Raw genomic sequence first — 2,953 nt, forward strand, 5'->3', positions numbered from 1 at the left:
CGGCAGACGGAAGGTCTTGATACGCTCGGGCGTCACAAATATCGCAAGGCTGTTCGCCTGATAAACCCAAAAATCATCGTCATCGATCAAAGCGCTGACGCTTTCCTCGATCGGCAAGATCACACGCTTGTCGATGCCCGCCTCGCCCATTTCAGCGACTGCCGACTTCAGGAGATTCTTGAGCTCGATCCTGTCGGCCTGGGCGTCCTGAGTTAGCGGCGTGGTGCCCAGATAGAACGTCACGGCGGGCGAACTGCGATAGTTCGCTAGATTTTCGATCTCGGCGCGGGTCGGAAGGTCGATATGCAGCAAGGAAAGCTCCGTAGGAAAAAGTCGTCGCTGGACGGCGGCGGCGCGGAAGTGAGGATAAATCGCAGGCAGGACTATTCGCTATAATTAGAAAATACAACCCTTAATCTTAACTATTCTGGAAAATATTTTGCGCTTTCGAATCCGACATAGCCCCCCGGAATTTTTGACGCATGGATGACTGAATTTTCCCCTTTACCCAAACGCAATTTGAGCGGATTTCGACGGGCGCGGCCTGCCTTCGGACGACAGCGTCATGCTGCTTGTGATGGGCCCGAGACAATGGGGTGGTGTGAGGACAATCACGTCTGCCGCGTTTCATCGGCGACCAGAATTCCAAACTGGTCGGCACCGACGAACTGATGGAGGGAAAGGGAGCCGATTTATGGCTTCTCACTCATCCTAACCTGCGCCATGTCACGCCGATAGGCGCCTTCATGGCTCACGCCGGCGCGCAAATGATCAAGCGGCATTTTGTAGGCAGTGGCAACGGGCACGGGGATATTTCTATACTATAGATCGCGCGCCATATAAATAGACGTCTCGCTATAGCTCAAAAGTGCGGCTCTTGCGGATTGAAGGCGTAGATCGTAAAATCCGTAATGGTTCCAAAAGGATTCAGTCCCCCCGACGGCAACGAGTGTAGCCTTTGGCTTACCTAAATTATTCGCCGCCTGAAGAAAAATACGGATGAAATCACTCATATGCCCGCGGCCCCTGAGTTCATCGGAAATAACGATATCATGTAAGTGAAGACTGTCGCAGGGTTGTTGGATTTCGTCCAAATATTGATTGAGATAAGGTGGCGCGCCATAAATCCAAGGATGAAAGATTGCATAGCCATATAAAACTCCGGCTGCATCTTTCAAGGCATAAAAACCCTCAGAAAATCGCTCATATTTCCGATAAAAAATGCGATATTCTTCTTTGTAGGAAAGATGGACTTTATTGCCCATGCTTTCCGCAAGACGAATCTCGTTCTCGGCAATAGGAGCCCATTCAATCGCGGAAAAAGCTTCTGTCACGAATAAAACCGATTTCCTATGGGTAAAATGGTCCTGGGACAAAGCGCCATGGACTCCAGCCGATCTCGACAGTGGTCCGACCGCGCACCTTGCCGTCACGAACTCTTGGCGCGGTGTCGATAACCTCGCCAATGCCAATAGTTGGAATAGCCCCGCTTAGCGTTTCCTCTTTAGCTGGGCGCCGGCGCGGACGCAAAGCTTTTTTGCGGCAGCAATGGCGGCGCGGCATTCATGTCAGCCGCCGAGATCAGCCCCCTTGCCGAGGCGTCAGGATTTCGACCCGGTCATTTTCATCGAGCGGCTTCGACGCCCGCTCCTTGGCGCGCACGAAATTTTCGTTAACCGCCGTGGCGACCAGGTCGGGCAAAAAATCGAGTTCGGCGCTCAGCGCGTCGAGCGTGTTCGCGCGAACGTCAAGACGCTCGCGGTTGACCGCGACTTATGACCTCCGGGAAATAGGCGTCTTCGAACATCATGCGCGCCGGTCGTTAGGCCAAGTTCCACCACCGACAGCCACTGAGGGGTCAGGGGGAAACGAACGCCGGTCCGATGAATTTATAAGCATCAGTATTTCCGAATTTCATATATGGATACTTCGCGGCCAAGCCTCTTATAGACATGGAGCGACCTTCAGTTAGCGGAAATAAAAACGAGCGGCGTTTCGACAACGCCGCCCGGAAAAATTCGCGCGTGATCGCTTATTGCAACGCAAGGCTGAAGCCGCTCAAGCCCAAATTGGCCTCGAAGCCCATCTGCGTGCCTCTCAGTTCGAGAATGACGCCGTTCGAATTCTGCATGCGGAAGACGCGCGCGCCGCCGGCAACGGTGAGGCCGGCGCCGACGGCGGCAAAGCTTCCGTTGATGTCCGAGGGCGAGCGGATGTTGACCGCGCGACCCACGAGCGTGCCGCCCGAGGCGCCGATGGAGCCGATGTTGAGGCCGCCAATGCGCAGCCGGAAGGTGCGTCCGTTGAGCGTCAACGTGCCGTCGCCGCCGCCGATGCCGACGATGAAGCCGGCGCTCGCGAAGCGGAGGCGCACCCTGCCTTGGCCCGCAAACGCCGGCGTGCTCGAAGCAAGGCAAAGCACCGCCAGAGCAGCGGCGGCGGTTCTAAAAATGTGACGACGGTTCAGCATGAGAAGCCTCTATTCCTTAGGTGCGGCCGGGTGCGCGCGGGTTCTCCAGCGCGGTGTGAATCGTTCGCAGCCGCCGCGCGGATCATTGAACGCCGCCAAGGCAAAGGTCAACGCAGACGAACTGCGCTATATGGGCGAAATTAGCTTTGGACCGTTCATAGGAACAACGTCACCATCGACGTGGGGCCCGACAGTGCGCCGAAGGCCAAGACCATGATCGCGCTGGAAAAGGATCGTCATGTCGACTTGGACTAAACTAAATGAACGGCCATCCAATGGCTGCTTTCTGCCTCCTTTAAACTATGATGCGGCGATCGGCGAAGGTCGCCAAAGGGTCAAAACTTGCCCTTCGAGCATCGTCCGCTTTCCGGCTGTCCCGCAGTTTTGTGTATTTCCTTCTTATTGATGCCTGCTTTCGAATTCCACGGCCATCTGCGATGGCGAACCCACGTTGTGTAGGCCGGTCGACAGGAGTGGCGATCC

Annotated in this window: 4 protein-coding genes and 1 pseudogene; all 5 read right to left on the minus strand. The window is 55.5% G+C overall.

Annotated features, from left to right (window positions below):
- A pseudogene (locus QZY01_RS17580) lies at positions 1-312 on the minus strand (hypothetical protein); the annotation flags it as partial.
- Positions 313-821: 509 nt separating this feature from the next.
- Positions 822-1,334 carry a hypothetical protein gene (locus QZY01_RS17585; protein WP_294539773.1) on the minus strand — a complete coding sequence of 171 codons (513 nt, stop codon included), beginning with the start codon at positions 1,332-1,334 and terminating at the stop codon, positions 822-824.
- Positions 1,335-1,581: 247 nt separating this feature from the next.
- The gene (gene thiS, locus QZY01_RS17590) at positions 1,582-1,722 is read right to left on the minus strand and encodes a sulfur carrier protein ThiS (RefSeq protein ID WP_294539781.1); all 141 of its coding nucleotides are present in this window, start codon (positions 1,720-1,722) and stop codon (positions 1,582-1,584) included.
- Positions 1,723-2,032: 310 nt separating this feature from the next.
- Positions 2,033-2,470, minus strand: coding sequence for a hypothetical protein (locus QZY01_RS17595; protein ID WP_294539776.1), 438 nt, complete (start codon positions 2,468-2,470; stop codon positions 2,033-2,035).
- A gap of 295 nt (positions 2,471-2,765) precedes the next feature.
- The coding region (locus QZY01_RS17600; RefSeq protein ID WP_294539778.1) for a hypothetical protein at positions 2,766-2,953 on the minus strand (188 nt) is incomplete at its 5' end.

It is taken from the genome of uncultured Rhodoblastus sp. (assembly GCF_903903185.1).
Classification (GTDB): Bacteria; Pseudomonadota; Alphaproteobacteria; order Rhizobiales; family Beijerinckiaceae; genus Rhodoblastus.